Source organism: Clostridioides sp. ES-S-0190-01, assembly GCF_020658275.1.
Taxonomy (GTDB): domain Bacteria; phylum Bacillota; class Clostridia; order Peptostreptococcales; family Peptostreptococcaceae; genus Clostridioides.
This window is the reverse complement of sequence record NZ_JACVWA010000005.1, coordinates 1-20376: the sequence shown is the minus strand read 5'-3', so window position 1 is coordinate 20376 and position 20376 is coordinate 1. Positions and strand designations below refer to the sequence as shown.

The 20376-nt window shown below is 28.9% G+C and carries 20 protein-coding genes and 1 other annotated feature; all 20 genes read left to right on the top strand.

The annotated features are described in order from the left end of the window. The first annotated feature begins 329 nt into the window (after positions 1-329). Positions 330-3281 (top strand): sigma 54-interacting transcriptional regulator, encoded by a 2952-nt coding sequence (locus IC214_RS00780; RefSeq protein WP_227866135.1) that lies wholly within the window; start codon positions 330-332, stop codon positions 3279-3281. Next, on the top strand, positions 3256-3720 hold the full coding sequence (locus tag IC214_RS00775) for a PTS sugar transporter subunit IIA (RefSeq protein ID WP_227483625.1): 465 nt from the start codon (positions 3256-3258) through the stop codon (positions 3718-3720). Before IC214_RS00780 ends, IC214_RS00775 begins: the two co-directional genes overlap by 26 nt. Before the next feature lie 81 nt (positions 3721-3801). Next, complete coding sequence (locus tag IC214_RS00770; RefSeq protein ID WP_227437087.1) at positions 3802-4104, top strand: PTS sugar transporter subunit IIB; 303 nt, start codon at positions 3802-3804, stop codon at positions 4102-4104. A gap of 77 nt (positions 4105-4181) precedes the next feature. Then, positions 4182-5537: a PTS galactitol transporter subunit IIC gene (locus IC214_RS00765; protein WP_227437085.1), complete on the top strand. Its 1356-nt coding sequence runs from the start codon at positions 4182-4184 to the stop codon at positions 5535-5537. A gap of 29 nt (positions 5538-5566) precedes the next feature. Continuing rightward, on the top strand, positions 5567-6040 hold the full coding sequence (locus IC214_RS00760) for a hypothetical protein (protein WP_227437083.1): 474 nt from the start codon (positions 5567-5569) through the stop codon (positions 6038-6040). Between the two features lie 175 nt (positions 6041-6215). Further along, positions 6216-6866, top strand: coding sequence for a class II aldolase/adducin family protein (locus IC214_RS00755; RefSeq protein ID WP_227834975.1), 651 nt, complete (start codon positions 6216-6218; stop codon positions 6864-6866). 177 nt (positions 6867-7043) lie between these two features. After that, a complete protein-coding gene (locus IC214_RS00750) occupies positions 7044-7976 on the top strand; it encodes a lipoate--protein ligase (protein ID WP_227866134.1) in 933 nt (310 codons plus the stop codon). A 277-nt stretch (positions 7977-8253) separates the two neighbouring features. Next, entirely contained in the window at positions 8254-8967 is a 714-nt protein-coding gene (gene ispD, locus IC214_RS00745) for a 2-C-methyl-D-erythritol 4-phosphate cytidylyltransferase (RefSeq protein ID WP_227866133.1), read from the top strand. Beyond that, a complete protein-coding gene (gene ispF, locus IC214_RS00740) occupies positions 8964-9449 on the top strand; it encodes a 2-C-methyl-D-erythritol 2,4-cyclodiphosphate synthase (protein ID WP_227437075.1) in 486 nt (161 codons plus the stop codon). Before ispD ends, ispF begins: the two co-directional genes overlap by 4 nt. A 94-nt stretch (positions 9450-9543) precedes the next feature. Beyond that, positions 9544-9752 (top strand) — a binding site (T-box leader). 63 nt (positions 9753-9815) lie between these two features. Further along, positions 9816-11531 carry a proline--tRNA ligase gene (locus tag IC214_RS00735; RefSeq protein ID WP_227863356.1) on the top strand — a complete coding sequence of 572 codons (1716 nt, stop codon included), beginning with the start codon at positions 9816-9818 and terminating at the stop codon, positions 11529-11531. A 122-nt stretch (positions 11532-11653) separates the two neighbouring features. After that, positions 11654-13099: a proline--tRNA ligase gene (gene proS / locus IC214_RS00730; protein WP_227437072.1), complete on the top strand. Its 1446-nt coding sequence runs from the start codon at positions 11654-11656 to the stop codon at positions 13097-13099. Between the two features lie 441 nt (positions 13100-13540). Then, entirely contained in the window at positions 13541-15022 is a 1482-nt protein-coding gene (gene gltX / locus IC214_RS00725) for a glutamate--tRNA ligase (RefSeq protein WP_227437069.1), read from the top strand. A 221-nt stretch (positions 15023-15243) separates the two neighbouring features. After that, positions 15244-15399, top strand: coding sequence for a hypothetical protein (locus IC214_RS00720; RefSeq protein ID WP_003421202.1), 156 nt, complete (start codon positions 15244-15246; stop codon positions 15397-15399). A gap of 141 nt (positions 15400-15540) precedes the next feature. Continuing rightward, on the top strand, positions 15541-16938 hold the full coding sequence (gene cysS, locus IC214_RS00715; RefSeq protein ID WP_227483629.1) for a cysteine--tRNA ligase: 1398 nt from the start codon (positions 15541-15543) through the stop codon (positions 16936-16938). 2 nt (positions 16939-16940) lie between these two features. After that, a complete protein-coding gene (locus IC214_RS00710; RefSeq protein ID WP_227437065.1) occupies positions 16941-17336 on the top strand; it encodes a Mini-ribonuclease 3 in 396 nt (131 codons plus the stop codon). Between the two features lie 105 nt (positions 17337-17441). Then, on the top strand, positions 17442-18200 hold the full coding sequence (gene thyX, locus IC214_RS00705; RefSeq protein WP_227437063.1) for an FAD-dependent thymidylate synthase: 759 nt from the start codon (positions 17442-17444) through the stop codon (positions 18198-18200). A 12-nt stretch (positions 18201-18212) separates the two neighbouring features. Beyond that, a complete protein-coding gene (gene rlmB, locus IC214_RS00700; RefSeq protein WP_227437061.1) occupies positions 18213-18947 on the top strand; it encodes a 23S rRNA (guanosine(2251)-2'-O)-methyltransferase RlmB in 735 nt (244 codons plus the stop codon). Positions 18948-18953: 6 nt separating this feature from the next. Continuing rightward, a complete protein-coding gene (locus tag IC214_RS00695; protein ID WP_227437059.1) occupies positions 18954-19481 on the top strand; it encodes an NYN domain-containing protein in 528 nt (175 codons plus the stop codon). A gap of 64 nt (positions 19482-19545) precedes the next feature. Further along, on the top strand, positions 19546-20193 hold the full coding sequence (gene sigH, locus IC214_RS00690; RefSeq protein ID WP_227437057.1) for an RNA polymerase sporulation sigma factor SigH: 648 nt from the start codon (positions 19546-19548) through the stop codon (positions 20191-20193). Between the two features lie 73 nt (positions 20194-20266). Then, a partial coding sequence (locus IC214_RS00685) for a GTP-binding protein (RefSeq protein ID WP_131072429.1) occupies positions 20267-20376 on the top strand: 110 nt, incomplete at its 3' end.

Here is a 20376-nt window from a genome sequence, read left to right as displayed (position 1 = left end):
TTTTGTATAAATGTATTTATTTATACAAAAGGGGTTTCTTTTTGGAAAAATATATCATAAGGTTATTTGTAGTTTTTGTTGTACAAAAAAGATAGTAATATAGAATAAGGGTGTCATTTTAGATTTATTACAGAAAAATTTAAGAGAAAAGATTTTTTTGTTTTTTACGAAAGTATTATTTGTGAAAAATAAAAAAAATTTTCTTAATATTTAAATAAAAGAATAGCTTAATTTAAACGTTATAAGTTTATGAAGTAAAAAATGGCACAAAAAAAACACTATGTGGCATGTAAGTTGCTTATATAAATAGTAAGGAGGGACAATTAGAAATGAGGCAAAGAATAAAAAGCTTAATTGAAAATGAAGATAAGAAAAATCCTTTAACAGATGAAGCAATTTCAAGTATGTTAAATATTCGAAGAGAAGATGTTACCTTTTTAAGAAATGAATTAAAAATAGAAGATTCTAGACAAAGAAGAAAAGTTGTTTTGATTAAAGCTATAAAAGATATTGTAAAAGAAGAAAAAAATATAAATAAAAATGATATAACAAGAAGATTAAATAGTATTGGATTTACTGTATCAAGATTTACAGTTATACAGTATTTAAAAGAAATCCAAGATTCTGGTGATTTAAAACATGATAAAGAAAATGATGATAAAAAAGAGGAACTAAATGCTAAAGAAGAAAAAATAGATGTGGCCTTTGATAAATTAATAGGAAGTACTGGAAGTTTAAGTACAATCGTCAAATTAGCTAAGGCAGCTATACTTTATCCTCCCCATGGGTTGCATACTATTATTATGGGTCCAACTGGTGTTGGAAAAAGCGAGTTAGCAGAGTGCATGTATAACTTTGCAGTAGAATCATCTAGATTTCCTAAAAATGCACCATTTATAGTTTTCAATGCAGCAGACTACTCAGAAAATCCACAACTTTTGTTATCTCAATTATTTGGTCATGTTAAGGGTGCTTTTACAGGAGCTGATGAAACTAAAGAAGGATTAGTATCAAAAGCAGATGGGGGTATATTGTTTATAGATGAAATACATAGATTGCCTTATGAAGGTCAAGAAATACTCTTTCAATTGATTGATAAAGGAATGGTTAGAAAATTAGGAGAAACAAAGCTTACAAATAAAATAAATGTAATGATTATTTCTGCAACTTCTGAGCCAATAGATTCTCATTTACTTAATACCTTTAAAAGACGTATACCTGTGACAATTGAAATCCCAGAATTAGTTGCAAGACCATTAAACGAAAGATTTGACATTATAAACAATTTTTTCTTGATAGAAGCCCAACGAATGGGAGCAAACATACACATAAAATCAGATGTCTTAAAAGCTCTTATGCTTTACGATTGTATAGGAAATGTAGGTCAGCTTAGAAGTGATATTCAAGTAGCTTGTGCTAGAGGACTATTAAATCAACTTACAAATAAACAAAAAGAAGTAACTATAAATATATCAGATGTACCTGGGTATGTGAAACAAGGTCTAATAAGGATAAGAAATTGTAGAGGAAAGATAGAAAATTATGTAGATGGAGATTTAATTATAGATTCAGACCTTCAAGTTGAGATAGAAAAGAAAAATGAAGATATATATACTTTCCCAGATGAAATATACAAGCTTACTGAAAGGAGACACATTGATTTATTAGAACAAGGTTTAGACTTTGATGTTATTAACAGGATTGTTGGAGGAGAATTAGAAAGCTGTATTCAGAAGTACATAAAACAAGTTAAGAAAGTTTCTATCACTGAGAATTTACCTGATATAAGTCCGATTGTTGGAAAATACATTGTAGAGTTAACTTGTGAAGTAATCAAAATAGCATCACAGTATCTTAATTCATTAGAACCAAATCTACACTTATGTCTAGCAATTCATTTAAAAGCAGCTTTTGAAAGATTAAAAGAAGGAAAAGTAATATCAAATGCTCATTTAAAAGAGATAATAGGAAACTATCCATTAGAGTATTCTGTAGCAGAAAAGGTAGCACAACATTTAAAGGAAAGATACAATATAAATTTGCCAAAAGAAGAAATAGGTATAATAGCAATATATTTTAAAATGAGTAGTAGAGGAGAAATTTCTGAACAAAAAAAGATAGGTGTACTTCTAATGGCTCATGGAAGAGTCGCGTCATCTGTATGTGAGGTTACCAATAAGTTATTAGGTATTAATCATGCAAGGTATTTGGATATGCCATTTGAGAAAAAGCCAGAAGAAATGATTGAAGAAGCTACTACTGTAATAAAAGATATTGATGAAGGAAGAGGAGTAATTATATTAGTTGATATGGGTTCCCTTTCGTACTTTGGAGATATTATCTCTGGAAAAACAGGGATTGATATAAGAACAATATCTAGATTTGATACATTACTCTGTATAGAAGTCATACGAAGAGCAGTTCTACCAGATTTAACAATAGATGAGATAGTTGATGAAGTTAAAAATATAGAACCATTAGTAAAAGATAAAGTTAGCAAAGAGAACAACTCAAAAGTATACAATAGAAAGCCTATAATTGTAACATTATGTATTACTGGATTAGGAGGAGCTTGCAAGATAAAGCAAAGTTTAGAGGAAAGCATTAAAGGGATAAATGAAAAGGTTGATATAGAGACTATTGGTATGATTGAATATCCAAGTCTTGATTTAGAGATAAAACAAATAAGTAATGAAAAAAATGTAATCGCAATAGTTGGAACAATTGACCCTCAGATACCAAACATCCCATTTTTTAGCCTAGTAGACATTAATGATAAAACAAAATTAAATCAAATAAATAACTTAATTGATACAAATCAAATTGCTAAAACAAATAAAAAATATGAATTATCTGATTTAATCCAAAAAGAAGACATATTTGTAGATTTAGAAATTAAATCAAAAGAAGAAGTACTTAAATACATGAGCAAAAAACTTAGAGAAAAAGGCTATGTAACAAAAAATTTCTATAAAAAAGTAGTGGAAAGAGATAATTTATTTCCAACTGAGTTGTCAGACGGAATAGCAATACCTCATACAGATGGGATTGATGTAATCAGACCAGCAATAAGCATAGCTATCTTAAAAAATCCTATTGTATGGAGTAAAAACAAAGTAAAAATAATACTTCTACTAGCTGTAGACCAGAAATGTTTTAATCCATTGAATACTCTACTTACATTTATAGAAACAGATGAATTTAAAAAAATTAAAAACATTAAAGATAGAGATTTTATTAGGGAGATGATATTAGATGGAGTCAATGCAAATAATCAGTAGTAATTTAATTTTTAAAGATATTGAAGTATCAAGTAATGAAGATGCTTTGAAGTTTTTAGGACAACGTTTGTTTGACGAACAATATGTAAAAGAAAGTTATATAGAAGCAGTTATAGCAAGAGAGAAAAAATATGCTACAGGACTGCCAACAGGAATCTATGGAGTAGCAATACCGCATACAGATATAGTCCATGTAAATGAACCAGGGATAGCTATTGGCATATTAAATAAACCTGTAAAATTCATAATGATGGGTACAGATGACACTGAAATTGATGTAAAGGTTATATTTATGCTGGCAGTTAAAGAGCCACAAGAGCAATTACAACTATTAGAAAGACTTATGACCATATTCCAAGATGAAAATATGTTAAATAATATTATTGATTTAAGAGAAGAAAGTTTAAGTAATTTATTAAATTATAAGTTGAATAATTAAACATACAAAAATAGTATTAAAAATATAAAAAGTTATCAAAGATTTCTAATTACAGATATCTTTAAAAATAAAATAATTTTAATGGGGGTGAATAATGTGGCTAAAAAAATATTAGTTGCATGTGGAACAGGAGTATGTACTTCAACAATTGCTATAAACAAGTTAAAGAAGGCATTAGAAGAAGCTGGTAAATTAGATAGGGTTAGTATTACACAATGTAAAGTAGTAGAGGTAGCTTCAAAAGCACCAGATTATGATTTAATAATCTGTACTACACAAATATCTAGTAGTATAAAAACACCTGTAATAAATGGACTGCCTTTTTTAACTGGAGTAGGAATGGATAAATTAATCAAAGAAGTTCTTGAAAAATTAGAATTATAATTTGAATTTTTAAATGAAATAGTCTCTAAAATCTTGCGGTTTTAGAGACTGAAAATTAAATGAAGGAGGAAATTTAGATGGCGATATTAAATTTCATTGTTGGTTTGGGTGCACAAGTAATGATGCCAATAATAATATGTATTTTTGGCTTGATATTAGGTACAAAGCTTGGAAAATCTTTAAGAGCTGGTTTAACAGTAGGAGTTGGATTTATAGGTCTTAATACTATTATAGCTTTGTTAACAGATAACTTAGGTCCAGCTACACAACAAATGGTTAAGAACTTAGGATTAAGCCTATCCATAATAGATGTTGGATGGCCAGCAGCATCAGCTATAGCTTTTGCATCAACAGTGGGTGCTTTAATTATTCCAATAGGACTTGTAGTAAATATAGTTATGTTAATTACTAATACAACTCAAACTGTCGATGTAGATATATGGGATTACTGGCATTTTGCATTTACAGGAGCTTTGGTGGCAGGGGCTACGCAAAGTGTTATGTGGGGAGTATTTGCAGCAGTAGCAAATATGGTAATTGTTTTAGTAATGGCAGACTTAACAGCCCCAGGGATAGAAGAATACTTAGGGATGCCAGGTATATCTCTTCCTCATGGATTTACACAAGCATTTGTTCCAATTGCTATAGTTGTAAATAAAGTATTAGATTTGATTCCAGGGATAAATAAAATTGAAATAAATGCTGATACATTACAAAAAAAATTTGGCCTATTTGGAGAACCTTTAATAATGGGGTCTTTAATAGGGATAATAATTGGTATTGCAGCCAAGTATGACATAAAAGGTATATTGCAGTTAGGGATAACTATGGGAGCTGTTTTAATACTAATTCCCAAAATGGCGGCTTTATTAATGGAAGGTTTGTTGCCAGTATCAGAGGCAGCACAAGAATTTATTGAAAAGAGATTTAAAAATAGAGGTAAAATATACATCGGTTTAGATTCTGCAGTAGGAATAGGACACCCTGTTACATTGTCAGTTGCATTAGTACTAGTGCCTCTAACTATAGTTATAGCAGCTATATTACCAGGTAATAAAGTTTTACCATTTGCAGATTTAGCTGTAATACCATTTGCACTTGTTTTAATCGTTCCAATTACAAAAGGAAATGTATTTAGAACTTTAATAATAGGAATAGTTATTATTACTTCTGGGCTATTAATAGCAACTAATTTAGCACCACTATTTACTCAAATGGCTTTAAATGCAAGCTTTAAAATGCCTGAAGGAGCAACTATGATTTCAAGTATTTGTGATGGAGCAAATCCATTAAGCTGGGTATTTGTAAAAATTATGAATTACAAAGTAATTGGAGGAATAATTTTGGCAGTTATAGCTTTAGGGATGGCTATCTATAATAGAAGTAGAATAATAAAGGAAAATAAAGTATTATCTACACAAGATGAAGCTTAAATGTAATTTTATTAAGGAGTGTATAAATTATGAAAAAATATATATATGATTCTAAAAGATATATAGTTAGTGTAACAATACCAGGGATTTTTATGATTTTAATATTGATTTATGCACTATTTAATAATTATATAAATCCTAGTATTAATATATATAGCTTGATGATAGTTATTTGTACTTATGGAATATTTAATACTTTTGTATCCTCAAGTAATCCTAACATGATTACTATGGACAATAAATATATATATTTTAGTTCATTTAATTCTATACATGAGTATGAAATTAAAGATATAAAAAAAATAAGAATAAGAGAATTTCATGACAAAAAAATGTATCTAAAAATTAATGATGGTAGTTTTATTAAGGGGAGATATTGGATAAAAACAAACATGTTTAATGACAATACAGAACTATATAATTATTTTATTGAATTAGAAGAATGTTTGCATCCAGAATCATTAAAATTTAGAAATAAAAGATTAAAGAGTAATGAACTATAAAAAATGAAAATTTCAAATTAAAATTGGCTTATGTTTAGTATAAAGAGATAAGTTTAAATCTTATAAAGGTTTTTTAGAATTTTCAATCAAAATAGCGGAAATAAAATCTTATTGTGTAAGATATATAACAGGAACATATAGAACTATGTTTCTAATAAATGGGAGGATTTAGCTAATGTTATTAGAAAATTTGAGAAAAGAGGTATTACAAGCGTCTTTAGACCTTCTAAACTATAATTTAGTTACATTGACAGGAGGAAATGTAAGTGGAAGAGATGAAGAAACTGGATATATAGCAATCACACCAAGTGGAATGGATTATAGAAATCTTACACCAAGTGATATTGTTTTAATAGACATAGATGGAAATACTGTAGATGGTAAATGGAAGGCATCAGTAGATTCACCAGACCACTTATATATATATAAACATAGAGATGATATAAATAGTATAATACATACACACTCTACATATTCAAGTTGCTTTGCAATTTTAAATGAGTCTATAGAGTGTGCAAGTACAACTCTTGCAAATGAGGTAGGAGGTTCAGTTCCAGTTGCAAAATTTTCACCACCAACATCTAATCAGATGGGAAAATGTGTTATTGATGTAATAGGTAATAGGAGAGCATGTCTTTTGGCAAATCATGGAGTGATTGCAGTTGGTCCATCTGTAAAGCATGCACTTACCGCAGCTGTAATGTTAGAAGATGCAGCAAAAGTATATTATTTAGCAAAATCAATTGGGACACCAGTATTATTACCAGATGAAGAAGTTCAAAGAGCTAGAAATGTATTTCTTAATGTGTATGGTCAGGATAAGTAAATTTAATAAAACTCTCAGAATAATAAAAAACACAGATGTTCAGTAATAGTAAGGAGTTGTATTATGTTATAATAGGTTTAATGATTTAGAAAGAATAATTTAAAGTTAAATACTATATAAACTTATTTTAATTTAAAATAAATAGTAAGATAAAATATAAAAGGAGTCTGAATTTTTATGTATTACTTATTAAACAAAAACACCAATCCTTACTTTAATTTAGCTCTAGAAGAGTATCTATTTTTAAATGAGAAATATAATGATGATATCATAATCATATGGAGAAATGAAGAATCCATTTTTATAGGAAAAAATCAAAATCCATATCAGGAGATACATTATGATGTTATTGAAAATGGTGAAATTCCCATTTTAAGAAGAATATCTGGTGGAGGTACTGTGTATCATGACTTAGGAAATATCAATATGTCATTTATACAAAAAAATAGGAATCTTCATGAAATCGATTTTTTAGAACATACTAAATTTATGCAAAGTATGCTTTTATCATTGGGATTAAATGTATCTATAACAGAAAGAAAAGATTTATTTTTAAATGGTAAAAAAATTTCTGGTTCTGCACAATCTATAAAAAGGCAAAATTCTCTTTATCATGGAACTCTTCTTTATGATTCAGATTTAAATAAATTAACTAAGTATTTAAATTCAGATAAATCAACAGAATCAAAGGCAACTAAGTCTGTTTCAAGTAAAGTTACAAATATTAATTTTCTACTCAAAAAAGATATAAACTATTTTTTAGATTATTGTGTTGATTATATAAAAAATAATATAAAAAATATAAAAGAAATTGAATTAGACGATGATGATATCAAAAGTATATACAATCTGGTAGAAGATAAATATAAAAAAACAGAATGGATATATAATAAAACGCCTAAGTTTCAAATAGTTTTACCAATTGACAATAGAAGGAAAATCAATTTACATGTTAATAAATGGAAAATATCAAAATGTTTTATTTCTTGTATAGATGGTATAGTCAATATGGATAAATTGATAGAAGTAGATTTTGATAAACAAGAAATAAAAAACAATATTTTAGAAAATTATCCGAATTACATAGATTTAATTAATTTAATATTCTAATACAAAACCTCTAGATTGATAAACTTGTTTTATATCAATCTAGAGGTTTAAACATTTTTTATAGATATACAAACTGTTACAAAGTTGTAAAATAAAAAGATGAAGTTATTGAAAAATCAATATAATTTGCAACAGATGCACATATTTTAGGTTAGAAAATGGATATTACCTATTTATACAACTGAAAATTTAATATATAATTAATCAGATGGTTAAAATATAAAAACATTAAAAGTTTTAATAAATGATAGGTAAAAATAAAATACGAGGTGATACCATGTATAGTGTTATAATTGTTGCGGCAGGAAGTGGAAGGAGAATGAACTTAGACGTAAATAAGCAGTTCATAAAATTAAGAGAAAAAGAAATCATAGCGCATACAATTCAAGTTTTTTACGAAAATATAAATATAGATGAAATTGTGGTATGTATAAAAAAAGAAGAGGAAGATTTTTTTAAGGAAAATATAATAAATAAATATAACTTTAAAAATATAAAAATAGCATATGGCGGAAAAGAAAGACAAGACTCAATATATAATGGATTAAAAAAACTAGATAAAAATTGTGATATAGTACTTATTCATGATGGAGCGAGACCTTTTGTAGACCACAGAATAATAAATGAATCTATAAAAATGGCTAAAGAAAAAAAGGCCGTAGTTGTAGGTGTACCAGTAAGTGATACTATAAAAATAGTATCTGATGGTACAGTACAAGAAACTCCAGAAAGAAGACTATTGTGGGCGGCACAAACCCCTCAAACTTTTGAATATAATCTTATAATAAATGCTTACGAACAAGCGTATAAGACTAATTATTATGGAACAGATGACTCAATGCTAGTAGAAAATATAGGGCAAAGTGTTACGATGGTAATGGGTTCTTATGAAAATATAAAAATAACGAGTCCAGAAGATTTAAATATAGCAGAACAAATATTAAACATGGAAAAAATAGATGAAGTGAATAGTAGAAGGAGAATTATATGAGAATAGGATTGGGATATGATGTACACAAATTGGCAGAAGAAAGAAAACTTATAATTGGTGGAGTAGAGATACCACATGATAAGGGCTTACTAGGTCATTCTGATGCTGATGTATTGATACATGCAATAATGGATTCTATTTTGGGGGCACTAGCTTTAGGCGATATAGGTAAGCATTTCCCAGATACAGATAAAAAATATAAGGGAATAGATAGTATGAAATTACTAGAACATGTATATAATCTAATAACAAGCAAAGGGTATAAAATTGGAAATATAGATAGTACTATAATTGCTCAAAGTCCTAAGATGGCTCCCCACATTGAGAATATGAGAAAAAATATAGCAAAAGTTTTAAATACAGATATTGAAAACATAAATATAAAAGCAACTACAGAAGAAGGTCTTGGTTTTACAGGTGCAAAACAAGGAATAGCTTCACAAAGTATTTGTTTATTATTATTGACAAGTCAGAATAATTAATATATTATTAGTAATAAGTTTAATGGATATCAAATAATAGGCCTATATAGAATATCTATAATATGTGAATTTAAGTAAAATTAATATAAATATAAAATTAGCTATGATAAAGAAATAGTAAAATGATGAAATCTTCACAGAGAGAAAACAGAGGTGAGAGTTTTCAAGAGGAAGTCTTTGAACCTGTCTTTTAGCTTAAAGGTATAAAAATCTTTACGGTAGGAACCGTTACATTCCCTAAAGAGAGCTATTTATATAGCTAACTAGAGTGGTACCGCGGAAATCAAACCTTTCGTCTCTATACTTGTATAGAGATGAGAGGTTTTTTATATTTTCAGGAAAACAATATTCAGGAGGAATTTATTAATGAAAATGTCTAAAATGTTTATGCCAACATTGAAGGAGATTCCAGCAGATGCTGAAATTACAAGCCATCAATTAATGGTAAGGTCAGGAATGATAAAAAAAATGACTTCAGGGGTTTATAATCAATTACCAATGGGGTTAAGGGTATTTAAAAAAATTGAGCAAATAATTAGAGAAGAATTAAATAAAAAAGATTGTCAAGAAATACTATGTGCGGCTTTACTTCCATCAGAATTGTGGAAAGAATCTGGAAGATGGACTGCTATGGGTGCAGAAATGTTTAGGTTAAAAGATAGAACAGAAAGAGAGTACTGCCTTGGGCCAACACATGAAGAAGCTTTTACTGACATAATAAGACAAGAGATTACTTCATATAAACAATTACCACTTAATTTGTATCAAATACAAGTTAAGTATAGAGATGAGAGAAGACCAAGATTTGGTGTTATGAGAACTAAGACTTTTACAATGAAGGATGCATACAGTTTTGATGTAGATGAAGCAGGATTAGATAAATCATATCAAGATATGTTTGATGCATATGTAAGTATATTTGATAGATGTGGATTAGATAACAGTCCAGTTCAAGCAGATTCAGGAGCTATAGGAGGTTCTACATCAGCTGAATTTATGGTTAAATCAGAAGTTGGAGAAGATGAAGTTGTATTCTGTAGTGGATGTGATTATGCAGCCAATGTAGAAAGAGCAGAGTCTTGTAATGCAGTATCAGAAAAAGAAGAAATGAAGGAATTAGAAGAAGTTCATACACCAGGAGCAGCTACAATAAAAGAATTAGAAGAATTCCTAAATGCTTCTCCAGATAAATTTGCTAAGACTTTAGTATATGAAGCAGATGGGAAAACAGTTGTAGTTGTTGTAAGAGGAGATAGAGAGGTTAATGAAGTTAAAGTATCTAATGCAATAGGTTCTGTTATAGAATTTGCACTTGCTACAGACGACATTGTAAGAAAAGTAACTAATGCAGAGGTTGGGTTTGCTGGACCAATAGGAGTAAATGCTGATTATGTCTTTATAGATAAAGAAATTGTTGAGCAAAGAAATATAGTTGTTGGAGCTAATAAGACTGAGTATCATATAAGAAATGCTAACTATGGAAGAGATTTTGAGGGTATAGTTGGAGACTTTAGAAATGTTCAAGAAGGTGACAAATGTATAGTATGTGGTAAACCTCTTGAAATAGCTAGAGGTGTTGAAGTAGGACATATATTTAAGTTAGGAACTAAATACTCAGAAGCTATGAATGCAAACTTTATTGATAGAGATGGTAAATCAAAACCTATAATAATGGGATGCTATGGTATAGGTGTAGAAAGAACAGCAGCAGCTATAATTGAGCAACATAATGATGAAAAAGGTATAATTTGGCCTTTATCAGTAGCTCCATATCATGTTGTGATAGTTCCAGCAAATATGAAAAATGAGGAACAAATGTCATTAGCTGAAAAGATATATAATGATTTACAAGATATGGGTGTAGAAGTCTTGTTAGACGATAGAGATGAAAGAATTGGTGTTAAATTCAATGATTCAGAATTAATAGGAATACCTATGAGAATTACAGTAGGTAAAAATATTGATGAAGGTAAAGTAGAATTTAAACTTAGATATGAAGAAGATAAAGAATTAATTAAAATAGAAGAAATAAGTGAAAAAGTAAAAGCAGAATTTATCAAAAACAATGTTAAGTTAGGATAATAATTTAAAGAAAGCTACTGTATAGATAATCAGAGTTGTACTTTATAAATGCCCTTTTATCTATATAAAAAGATAAAAGGGTGTTTTTGTATAAAAACATAATAAATGAGGAGGTAATTAAGATGGCAAAAAATGAAAAACAATTTGTTGAAGAAATAACAAAGATGGAAGATGATTTTCCACAATGGTATACAGATGTTATAACTAAGACTGATTTAGTTGATTATGCACCAGTAAAAGGATTTATGGTTGTAAAACCATATGGATATGCTTTATGGGAAAAAATGCAAGAATTTATGGATAAAAAATTCAAAGAAACTGGACATAAAAACTGTTATTTTCCATTATTGATACCAGAAAGTTTATTAAACAAAGAAGCAGAGCATGTTGAGGGGTTTGCTCCAGAAGTTGCATGGGTAACACATGGAGGAAATAAAAAACTAGAAGAAAGACTATGTGTAAGACCTACTTCAGAAACTATAATATGTACAATGTATGCTAAATGGCTAAAATCATATAGAGAGTTGCCATATCTTTATAATCAATGGTGTTCAGTTGTTAGATGGGAAAAATCAACTAGACCTTTCTTAAGAACATCTGAATTCTTATGGCAAGAAGGTCATACATTACATGAAACAGCAGAAGAAGCACAACAAGAAACAATACAACAATTAGAAATATATAAAGCTTTATGTGAGGAATTGCTTGCAATGCCAGTTGTATCTGGTCAAAAAAGTGAAAGTGAAAAATTTGCAGGTGGTGAGAGAACATATACTATAGAAGCTATGATGCATGATGGGAAAGCATTACAATCAGGTACAAGTCACTTCTTAGGACAACACTTTACAAAAGCGTTTGATATTACTTTTGCAGATAGAGAAGGTAACTTAGCTAATCCATATCATACATCTTGGGGAGCATCTACAAGACTTATAGGTGGGCTTATAATGACTCATAGTGATAATAGAGGATTAGTCTTACCACCAAGAGTAGCTCCAATACAAGTTGTTATAGTTCCTATAGCTGCTAAAAAAGGCAATGTAATGGAAACTGTTGATAAAATATATGCAGATTTAAAAGCTAAAGGAGTAACAGTAGAGGTTGATGATAGAGATAACTATACAACTGGATGGAAATTTAATGAGTGGGAAATGAAAGGTGTACCAATAAGAATTGAAATTGGACCAAAAGATATAGAAAATAATCAAGCTATGATATTTAGAAGAGATACTCTAGAAAAGAGTGCTATGCCTTTAGAAGGATTAGCTGATGCTGTATATGATTTATTTGATATTATACACAATGATATGTTTGAAAGAGCAAGAAAACATAGAGAAGATAACACATCTGTAGTTGAAAATATGGATGAATTTAGAACAGCTTTGGAAGAAAAACCAGGATTCATAAAAACTATGTGGTGTGGAGATGCTGAATGTGAGGCGAAGATTAAGGAAGAAACAGGGGCAACTATAAGATGCTTACCTTTTGAACAAGAAAACTTAGGTCACAAGTGTGTATATTGTGGAAAAGAAGCAGAGCATATGGTAGTAATGGCAAAAGCATACTAGAATCATATATTTAAATAAATGTAAAAATAATTTAGTTGGGATGTAAAGTATTTAATACTTTACATCCCAGTTTTTTATTTTTTACTATTCTGTTAAGATTAATAATAATTTTAATAGGTGATAATAATATGAATGAGAAGATTAAAAATTTTAAAAGTAAAACTTTATCTTTAAATGATGTTAAAGACGATTCTAATCGCAAGAAACATATACAAGAAGCATTTATGAATAGTTATAAATAATACCTTTAATTTTTGGAAAAATAAATGGATTAAAAGAAAGATTTATGAAATTAAATCTAGTATTTTCTGATATAATAAACATGTGTATTTTTGAATAAAAAGGATATTATTATTAAGTTTGATTAAAAATAAACTTGCAAAACAATGTACTAGTTTAATATTATAGTTATATTGAATAAAATATCAGGAGGAAGTAAAAATGAATATAAGAGTAAGGTTTGCACCAAGTCCAACAGGATTTGTACATATAGGTAGTTTAAGGACTGCTTTATATAACTATTTATTTGCAAAGAAAATGGGCGGAGAATATATATTAAGAGTAGAAGATACAGACCAAAGTAGATTGGTAGAAGGTGCTATAGAAAATATGCTTAATGCTATGAAATGGGCTGGCGTCAATCATGATGAGGGAGTTATATTAGATGATAATGAAAAAGTAATACAAAAAGGAGAATATGGACCATATATTCAATCTCAAAGATTAGATATATATCAAGAATATATAAAACAACTTTTAGATAGTGGAAAAGCTTATTATTGTTTCTGTACAAAGGAAAGATTGGATGAAGTAAGAGATGCTCAAAAGGCAGCAGGAGAAACTGCTAAATATGATGGTCACTGCAAAAACCTATCTAAAGAAGAGGTAGAAGCTAATATAAAAGCAGGAGTACCATATGTTATAAGATTAAAATTACCAGAAAATCATATAATTAAATTTACTGATTTAGTTAGAGGAGACATGGAATTCAATACTAATGATTTAGATGACCAAGTTTTGATGAAAACAGATGGATTCCCAACTTATCATTTTGCAGTAGTGGTAGATGATTATCTAATGAAAATTACACATGTTATAAGAGGAGAAGAGTGGGTATCATCTACTCCAAAACATGTTTATTTGTATGAAGCATTTGGATGGGAAGCGCCAGTATTTGTACATTTACCAAATATACTTAATAAAGAAAAGAAAAAATTAAGTAAGAGACAAGGTGATGTAGCAGTTGAAGATTTTAAGAAAAAAGGATATTTACCAGAAGGATTAGTAAACTATGTAGCATTAGTTGGTTGGTCTCCAGAAGATAATCAAGAGTTATTTACAATGGAAGAGTTAGAAAAAGCCTTCTCTGTTGAAAGAGTATCTAAAAGTGGAGGGGTATTCGATACTGAAAAGTTAAACTGGGTTAATCAACATTATATAAAAGACGGTGATGATGCTTACCTAACAGATTTAGCTATACCATTTTTAATAGAAGATGGGTTTATAACAGAAGCAGAAGCTACTAGTAAGTATGAATTTTTAAAGAGTATGATATCAGTGCTTAAAGAAAAATTACAATATGTAAAAGAAGTTACTGAGCATGCGAGTATATTCTTTGGAGATAATGTAGAGATAGAAACTGAAGAAGGAAGTGACTTCCTAAAATTAGAACATATACCTACTTTAATAGATGCCTTACAAGAAAAAATAGAAAAAGCAGAAATATTAAATGCTGAGTTTGGTCAAACAATGCTTAAAGAGATACAAAAAGAGTATAAAATAAAAGGGAAAAATTTATTTATGGGGTCAAGAATAATTTTGACAGGACAAATGCATGGCCCAGATTTACCAAAAGTAATGGAAGTTTTAGGAAAAGAAACTTGCTTAAATAGAATAGCTTATGTAAAAAATCATATATTATAGTCATAAAAGTCCGCTAATTTAGATGCGGACTTTTTTTGTGTTAGTATTTGGTGAAAAGATATGGCTAACAAAATGAAGGTATTTAGGTCAATAAATTTAATATATAAAAAGCAAAGCAAAAATATAAATAAAATATGAATAATAAACTAATAAAAATATTAAGCATAGAAGAAGGTAATCTATTATTTTAGTTTGATTTAATTATTAAGGGGGTAATTACTATGTATAGTAATATTGATGATGTTAAAAAGGAATTAAAGGAGCTATGCTTAGAATATGTTACAATTTTAGAAAAGTTAAAAGACGAAAAAATGATTACAGAAGAGACTTTTGAAAAATGTTCTTCTCAAAAAAAGATATTTTTAGAGGAACAATAGAAAATAGTGATAGTATTATTATGTAATTTGAAGGATAGTATGAAAAATGATAGTAGTACTATTATTTATTGCAATTTTCAACTATAATATAATATATGATGTTAAGAAAATAATTTATAAAAATACAGTGAGGTGATGAGTGTGAAAGTTTATAATACATTAACTAGAGCAAAAGAAGAATTTGTTCCATTAGAAGAAGGAAAGGTAAAAATGTATGTGTGTGGTCCAACAGTTTATAACTATATCCACATAGGTAATGCAAGACCATTTATAATATTTGATACTCTAAGAAGGTATTTAGAGTATAGAGGATATGACGTAACTTATGTACAAAACTTTACAGATGTTGATGACAAGATTATAAATAGAAGCCACGAAGAAGGAATATCTCCAGAAGAAGTTGCTACTAAATACATAAAAGAGTATTTTGTAGATTGTGATGGATTAGGAATTAAGAGAGCTACTGTTCATCCTCAAGTTACAGATAATATACAACAAATTATAGATTTTATAAAAGAATTAGAAGATAAAGGATATGCATATGCAGTAAATGGCGATGTATATTTTGATACAAATAAATTTGAAGGATATGGAAAACTTTCAGGCCAAAAACAAGAAGACTTAGAGGCTGGAGCTAGAATTGAAGTTAATGACCAAAAAAGACATCCTATGGATTTTGTTCTTTGGAAAGCAAAAAAAGAAGGAGAACCAGGATGGGAGAGTCCTTGGGGAGAAGGTAGACCAGGGTGGCATATAGAATGTTCTGTTATGTCTAAGAGATACTTAGGTGAGACAATTGATATACATGCAGGTGGTCAAGATTTAACATTCCCACACCATGAAAACGAAATAGCACAAAGTGAAGCTAGAAGTGGAAAAACATTCTCAAAATATTGGATGCATAATGGATATATAAATATAAATGATGAAAAAATGAGTAAATCAAAAGGGAATTTCTTTACAGTAAGAGATATATCAAAGCTATATGATTTAGAAATAGTGAGATTTTTCATGTTATCAGCACATTATAGAAATCCAGTAAACTTTAGTGATGAAATGTTAAATCAAGCTAAAGCTGGTCTTGAAAGATTGTATAATACCAAAGAAAAATTAGAGTTTACATTAAGTAATTTAAAAGAATCATCTCTAACAGAAAAAGAAGTAGAGCTTGTTAAAGAATTAGATAACTTTAGACAAAGATTTATAGATGCTATGGATGATGATGTTAATACAGCAGATGCAGTAAGTATTATATTTGAATTGGCTAAGTTGATAAATTCTAATGTAGACGAAAATTCTTCTTTAGAGTTAGCTAAGAAGTGTTTAGATGAATTTAATGAGCTTACAGGAGTATTGAATATTGTAAATAAGAAAAAGGATACTGTGCTAGATAAAGACATTGAAGAATTAATACAAAAGAGAACTGACGCAAAGAAAAATAAAGAATTCCAATTAGCGGATGATATAAGACAACAATTATTAGATATGGGAATTGTACTAGAAGACACAAGACAAGGTGTTAAGTGGAAAAGGGTATAAAAATGGAAAAAACTGAATTAGTTACTATGTCACCACTAGTTTTAGCATATTTAGGTGATACAGTGTATGAGACATATATAAGAGAACACTTGATTAGACAAAATACACAGCGAAAAGTTAATGATTTGCATAAGTTAGCCATAAAGTATGTAAAGGCTAAAGCTCAAGCATCAATAATTCATGAAATCGAAAGTGAATTAACAGAGGAAGAGAGTAAAATTTATAAAAGGGGAAGAAATCAAAAATCAAACACTTCTCCTAAAAATGCAGATATTATAGACTATAAACATGCAACTGGATTTGAAGCATTAATTGGATATTTGTATTTGAATAATGAAATAGAGAGACTTCAATATATTATCAATAAAGGAATTAAAATTATTGAAAGAGATATGTAAATATTAAAGAGTGTTGTCTTAATAATAATTAATAAGGCAACACTTTTTTTATAACTAATGTATAATAAATATATAGAAATTAGTAATAAGAAAGGACAAAAATTTATGAAAGTAAAATTAATATCACATACACCTGAACCCGAAAAAGTAATAGCTATGGCAGCTAAGTTATGTTATTCACCAGTTGGGACAGACGAAATAGAAAAAGACTTAACAGAAGAAAGTATAGAAAAATTTTTAAATATGTTATTAAATATAGGGCATGGTTCAATATTAGAACATGCATCTTTTACGTTTTCAATAGAAGGTATTTCAAGAGCTTGTTCGCATCAAATTGTTAGACATCGTATAGCTAGTTTTTCACAACAAAGTCAAAGATATGTTAAATTAGACCAATTTGAGTACATAATTCCTCCTGAAATAGATAAAATAGAAAAAGCAAAAGAGTTATTTGTTAACTCAATGAAAAAGGACCAAGAAGATTATGACAAATTAGTGGAGATATTATTTGATAAGCATTATGATGAACTAATAAAAGAAGGAAAAAATGAGAAAACAGCAAAGAGACAAGCTGAGAAAAAAGCAATAGAGGATGCTAGATATGTATTTCCAAATGCATGTGAAACAAAAATGGTATTTACTATAAACGCTAGAAGTTTATTTAATTTCTTTGAACATAGATGTTGTGAAAGAGCACAATGGGAAATAAGAAACTTAGCTGTAGAAATGTTAAGAGAAGTTAAAAAAGTTGCTCCTATATTATTTAAAAAGACTGGTCCAAGCTGTGTAAATGGAAGTTGTCCAGAAGGAACTATGACTTGTGGTGATATAGTTCAAGTTAGAGAAAAATTTAAATCCTTGTAGGTGGTGAATAGTTTGGCAAGTATTGAAGGAAGAAATCCTGTAATAGAAGCTATAAAGAGTGATAGAGAAATAGACAAAATATTAATTGCAAACTCAGCTAAAGAAGGTTCAATTAAGAAAATAATAGGAATGGCCAAAGAGAAGAATATAATTATACAATATGTTGATAAACATAAGTTAGATGAAGTAAGCACAAGTCATTCGCATCAAGGTGTAATAGCTTATGCAAGTGAATATAAGTATTATGAATTAGATGAGTTAATAGACTCAGTAAAAGGTAAAAATGAAGACCCATTTTTTATTATACTAGATGAAATAACAGACCCACATAACTTAGGTTCAATAATAAGGACAGCAGATGCAGTAGGAGCACATGGAGTTATTATCCCAAAAAGAAGGTCTGTGCACATAACTCCTGTAGTTACAAAAGCTTCTGCTGGAGCTGTAGAGTATATGCCAGTTTGTAAGGTAACCAATATAGTCAATACAATAAAAAGACTGAAAGATGAAGGGCTGTGGATTGCAGCTGCTGATATGGATGGAGAAACTTTTTATAAACAAAATCTTACAGGACCTCTAGGTGTAGTAATTGGAAGTGAAGGTTTTGGAATATCTAGATTGGTTAAACAAAACTGTGACTTTATAGTAAAAATGCCCATGATAGGTAATGTTACATCTTTAAATGCATCTGTAGCAGGTGGTATACTTTTATATGAAATATTCAGACAAAGACTGGATAAAAAGTAAATAAGCATGAGAAGAAACATAAATCACTACTTAATAATAGATGGCTATAATATTATAAATGCGTGGGATAATTTAAAAGAACTGGCGAAAGAGGATTTAGAGGATTCTCGAGAAAAACTTATTGATGATATTATAGAATTTTCTGAGTTCATGGGATATAAGACTATAATAGTTTTTGATGCTTATAATGTTAAGAATTCCCGAGAAAAAGTTGAAAAAAGAAAACACATAACAATAGTTTATACAAGAGAGCACCAAACAGCGGATAGTTATATAGAAAAATTTATAACTTCTCTATCAAAATATGATGATGTAAAAGTAGCTACTAATGACTATGCAGAGCAACAAATGATTTTAGGAAAAGGTGCTATGAGAATGTCTGCTAGAGAATTAAAGTTAGAATTAGATCGTTCCAAGAATAAAATGAAGGAAAAAAATAGCGGTTTAAGGAAAAAAATTCAGCGAAATTGGTTGGAGGAAAGGTTAGATGAAGAAACATTGTCGAAACTTGAGAACATTCGTAGAAAGCGTTGAAATTACTAGGTTCTTTAGACTATAATATACCTATAAATTTGTTTTATATATGGGGGAGATTTACATGTTGGTAGCAAAAGAAAAAAGTTATGAGTTAATAGACAATTGTCAGCAAGATGAGTATAACATTGTATTAAAAGCAAGTGAAGGGGATAAGATAGCACTAGAGTATATTATTACCAAATACAGAAATTTTGTAAAGGCAAAAGCAAAGTCATATTTTTTAATTGGAGCAGATAAAGAAGATATAATACAAGAAGGAATGATAGGCCTTTATAAGGCAGTTAGAGATTTTGATGGAAGTAAGACAAATTCATTTAAATGTTTTGCAGAGATATGTATAACAAGACAAATAATAACTGCTATAAAAACTGCAACAAGACAAAAACATATACCTTTAAATTCATATGTTTCTTTGAATAAACCAATATATGATGAAGAGTCAGACAGAACACTTTTAGATATAATAGCTACAAGTATAGTAACAGATCCAGAAGAACTTATAATTAGTAAAGAAGAATTAAAAAATATAGAATCAAAGATGAACGAATTATTAAGCGACTTGGAATTAGAAGTCCTAGAATTGTATTTGAATGGAAAGTCATACCAGTTCATAGCGGACAAACTTAAAAGAGATGTAAAGTCAATAGATAACGCTTTACAAAGGGTTAAGAGAAAATTAGAAAAACATCTTGAAAACAGAAATGATTAATAGTAAAATACTTACCATAAGCTTATTGTGAGCAAAATTAATTTATATCGAAAGATAAGGGAGGAAATTCAAAATGGCTAAAGCTAAATACGAAAGAACAAAACCTCATGTTAATATAGGGACAATAGGACACGTTGACCACGGTAAAACTACATTAACAGCAGCAATAACAAAAACATTATA

Excerpts from the sequence above, each read along its gene's own strand:
- ispD (WP_227866133.1), top strand. The coding sequence starts at position 8,254 with ATGTATAGTGTTATAATTGTTGCGGCAGGAAGTGGAAGGAGAATGAAC.
- IC214_RS00760 (WP_227437083.1), top strand. The coding sequence starts at position 5,567 with ATGAAAAAATATATATATGATTCTAAAAGATATATAGTTAGTGTAACA.
- proS (WP_227437072.1), top strand. The coding sequence starts at position 11,654 with ATGGCAAAAAATGAAAAACAATTTGTTGAAGAAATAACAAAGATGGAA.
- IC214_RS00695 (WP_227437059.1), top strand. The coding sequence starts at position 18,954 with ATGAGAAGAAACATAAATCACTACTTAATAATAGATGGCTATAATATT.
- IC214_RS00770 (WP_227437087.1), top strand. The coding sequence starts at position 3,802 with ATGGGGGTGAATAATGTGGCTAAAAAAATATTAGTTGCATGTGGAACA.
- IC214_RS00750 (WP_227866134.1), top strand. The coding sequence starts at position 7,044 with ATGTATTACTTATTAAACAAAAACACCAATCCTTACTTTAATTTAGCT.
- IC214_RS00780 (WP_227866135.1), top strand. The coding sequence starts at position 330 with ATGAGGCAAAGAATAAAAAGCTTAATTGAAAATGAAGATAAGAAAAAT.
- IC214_RS00755 (WP_227834975.1), top strand. The coding sequence starts at position 6,216 with ATGTTATTAGAAAATTTGAGAAAAGAGGTATTACAAGCGTCTTTAGAC.
- thyX (WP_227437063.1), top strand. The coding sequence starts at position 17,442 with ATGAAAGTAAAATTAATATCACATACACCTGAACCCGAAAAAGTAATA.
- sigH (WP_227437057.1), top strand. The coding sequence starts at position 19,546 with ATGTTGGTAGCAAAAGAAAAAAGTTATGAGTTAATAGACAATTGTCAG.
- IC214_RS00765 (WP_227437085.1), top strand. The coding sequence starts at position 4,182 with ATGGCGATATTAAATTTCATTGTTGGTTTGGGTGCACAAGTAATGATG.
- ispF (WP_227437075.1), top strand. The coding sequence starts at position 8,964 with ATGAGAATAGGATTGGGATATGATGTACACAAATTGGCAGAAGAAAGA.
- gltX (WP_227437069.1), top strand. The coding sequence starts at position 13,541 with ATGAATATAAGAGTAAGGTTTGCACCAAGTCCAACAGGATTTGTACAT.
- IC214_RS00720 (WP_003421202.1), top strand. The coding sequence starts at position 15,244 with ATGTATAGTAATATTGATGATGTTAAAAAGGAATTAAAGGAGCTATGC.
- IC214_RS00735 (WP_227863356.1), top strand. The coding sequence starts at position 9,816 with ATGAAAATGTCTAAAATGTTTATGCCAACATTGAAGGAGATTCCAGCA.
- IC214_RS00710 (WP_227437065.1), top strand. The coding sequence starts at position 16,941 with ATGGAAAAAACTGAATTAGTTACTATGTCACCACTAGTTTTAGCATAT.
- IC214_RS00775 (WP_227483625.1), top strand. The coding sequence starts at position 3,256 with ATGGAGTCAATGCAAATAATCAGTAGTAATTTAATTTTTAAAGATATT.